The following is a 3,080-nucleotide window of genomic DNA, read 5'->3' on the forward strand; positions in this document are numbered from 1 at the left end:
TTCATCGTTATTTCAAAGATTCAAGAAAAAGGAGCGAATCACGATTGAACATAGAAAAAACACCTTGGCATTTAAAACTCTTACTTAGCACATCCCTCGTCTTCACTGGCGCAGCAGTCGTACCGCTCGAGCTTTCACAGACCGGATTTGAATCAACTCGTGTCGAAGCGGCCACTACATATAAAACAACAGCCAATTTAAATCTTCGCCTTAGTGCAGCGACTTGGAGCAAAGTCCTTCTGACAATCCCAGCAGGCGCGACGATCAAATACATAAGCAAGTACGGCTCGTGGTATAAAGTCTCTTACGGTAGCAAGACCGGCTACGTCGCTTCACAGTATGTGAAGCAGACAACCGCTTCGACGATGACGACCAGTTCAACGAAAGCCTATACGACAACCGTCAACTTAAATTTACGGAAAAGCGCCTCGACGAGAGGTACGATTCTATTGACGATTCCAACAGGGAAACGAGTGACTTATGTCAGCACATACGGTTCATGGTACAAAGTGACGTATGGCGGACAGACCGGTTACGTCTCCTCACAATATTTAAAAGCTTCAAGTCCATCGACAACGACAAGCTCGACAAAAGCTTATACGACGACTGTCAACTTGAACTTGCGGAAGAGTGCCTCGACGACCGGAACGGTATTGCTTACCATCCCATCTGGCCGTAAGGTGACTTACCGAGGGACATATGGCTCGTGGTATAAAGTCTCTTACGGTGGGAAGACCGGCTACGTCGCAGCGCGCTATTTGAAAGCGGGCACAACGACGACACCCACTACTTCAACCGGATCAGGACGCACCGTCGTCATCGATGCCGGTCATGGCGGGAACGATCCTGGTGCAGTTTACGGATCTGTCCAAGAGAAAGTCATTGCACTCGACATCGCTAAGCGCTTGGCGAACACACTATCGAGCACGTACAACTATAACGTCAAAATGACTCGTGCAAACGATGGCTACTTATCCCTCGCCCAGCGCGTCTCGTTGACAAAGTCTTATAAAGGGAGCGCTTTTATAAGCGTCCATGCCAACTCGGCACCGAGTACGGCCTACCATGGCCATGAAGTGCTCGTCCCAACGACCGAGAGCTACACGACGAACCCTTACGTCTCGGCGAGTCGCAATTTAGGCGCGGCCATCAACCGTGAACTCGGTGTAAGGATCCCGACGATCCGTAATCGTGGCGTGAAGTATCAAAACGTGTATGTCGTCGGAAAGAATACCGTCCCGTCGACGCTCGTCGAATACGGATTTATTGGCAATGCGAACGATCGCGCTCATCTGACGAGTACGACATATCGTCAACGGATGGCTGATGCGACTGCTTCCGGCATTCATCAATTCATGCGTTCATCGAACTAATTCAAAGAGACCCGGCTGAACTGATATGCTCCCCAATAGGTAGACAGATGAAATAACAAATCTGTTTATCAATTGGGGAGTGTTTTTTTATGGCGAGAAGTCGGCATTCGATTGAACAAAAACTGAGTGCACTACGTATGCTGGAAGAAGGAACATGCACCTGGAAGGAAATCGAGGAGGCTCATGACGTCTCTATGGATACCCTTCAGTTGTGGAAAGTGAAATTCGATACCGGTGGGATCGATGCGTTGAAGGAGTCGAAGACATGGAAACATTACACCAAGGAACAGAAGATCGCGGCCGTACGTGACTATCTCGATGGGTTCACCAAAATGGAGGTTCTCTCCAAATATCATATTAGTAGTTGGTCGGTTCTATATCGCTGGATCAAGAAGTATACTGGTCATAGCGAGTTAACAGATTCGAGAAAAGGGATGGATCGAGCTATGGCCAAAGGGAGAAAGACAACATTCGAGGAACGCATGGAGATCGTCAGGTATTGCCTGGACAACGGACGGAACTATCAACGGACGGCCGAGATATTCGCCGTGTCGTACCAGCAGGTCTATGGCTGGACGAAAAAATATGACGCCGACGGCGTGCACGGGCTCGAGGACCGGCGCGGACGGACAAAGCAAGAAGAGGAACTGACCAACGAGGAGAAGCTTGAACGTCGCATCCAACAGATCGAGCGGGAGAACGAGCGCCTTCGGGCCGAGAACCTGTTCCTAAAAAAGTTAGAGGAGATCGAGAGGAGAGGTTGATCAGCCAGATCCGGCTACAATTGCGTTACACGGCCATCAAGGAAATGTCGATAAGCGACACGTTCCCGGTCGTGCTCTTATGCGAGATCGCGCAGGTCTCACGGGCCGCCTATTATAAATGGTTAAAACGTACCGTCTCGGTACGCGAGGAAGAGAACTTGAGTCTACTGGAGGACATCCGTCTCCTCTACGACCAGGTGAACGGGACCTACGGGTATCGACGGATCACCATGACGGTCAATCGGAGACGACGCCAGCATGGCCTGCCGGCATACAACGAGAAGCGGGTCTATCGTCTCATGCGCATCCACGAGATCCGTTCGGTCATCCGCCAGAAGCGAAAACGGTACAAAAAGTCTTCACCGCAGCATGTGGCCGAGAACCTGATGAACCGAGAATTCAGCGCGTCCCGACCGGACGAGAAATGGTGCACTGACGTCACCGAGTTCAAATATGGCGCCGGGAGGAGGGCGTATCTGAGCGCGATCATCGACCTCTATGACGGCTCGATCGTCGCCTATCGCATCGGGAAATCCAACAACAATGGGCTCGTCTTCCAGACGATGATCCCAGCGATCGCGGGGCTCCGTACAGGAGCGGGTCCGATGATCCATAGCGACCGAGGGTTTCAATATACATCGAGAGGGTTCAAACGCATGGTGGAAGACGCAAAACTGACCCACAGCATGTCTCGCGTCGGACGTTGTCTCGACAACGCCCCGATCGAGGGTTTTTGGGGTACCCTGAAAGTCGAGATGTACTACCTGCGTGAGTTCCAGGCCTATAGCGAACTCACGTCGGCCATCGAGGCCTACATATCGTTCTACAACCATGATCGTCTCCAGAAACGACTAAACGGCTTGAGCCCTGTCGAATACAGGGCTCAAGCCGCCTAGGCTGGTTTTCATTATTTACCCTGTCTACCTGACGGGGAGCAGTTCAT

At 51.3% G+C, this 3,080-nt stretch carries 2 protein-coding genes; both read left to right on the plus strand.

Translation table 11 applies throughout. The features are described from left to right. Positions 1-44 precede the first annotated feature (44 nt). Entirely contained in the window at positions 45-1,373 is a 1,329-nt protein-coding gene (locus A6395_RS10910; RefSeq protein WP_071399048.1) for an N-acetylmuramoyl-L-alanine amidase family protein, read from the plus strand. Between the two features lie 89 nt (positions 1,374-1,462). Next, a protein-coding gene (locus tag A6395_RS15775; RefSeq protein ID WP_131466594.1) for an IS3 family transposase occupies positions 1,463-3,033 on the plus strand; the annotation gives its coding sequence in 2 pieces (ribosomal slippage) (positions 1,463-2,102 and positions 2,102-3,033; 1,572 coding nt in all). The last annotated feature ends 47 nt before the right edge of the window (positions 3,034-3,080 follow it).

Origin of the sequence: Exiguobacterium sp. SH31 (genome assembly GCF_001816105.1) — a bacterium.
Classification (GTDB): domain Bacteria; phylum Bacillota; class Bacilli; order Exiguobacteriales; family Exiguobacteriaceae; genus Exiguobacterium; species Exiguobacterium aurantiacum_A.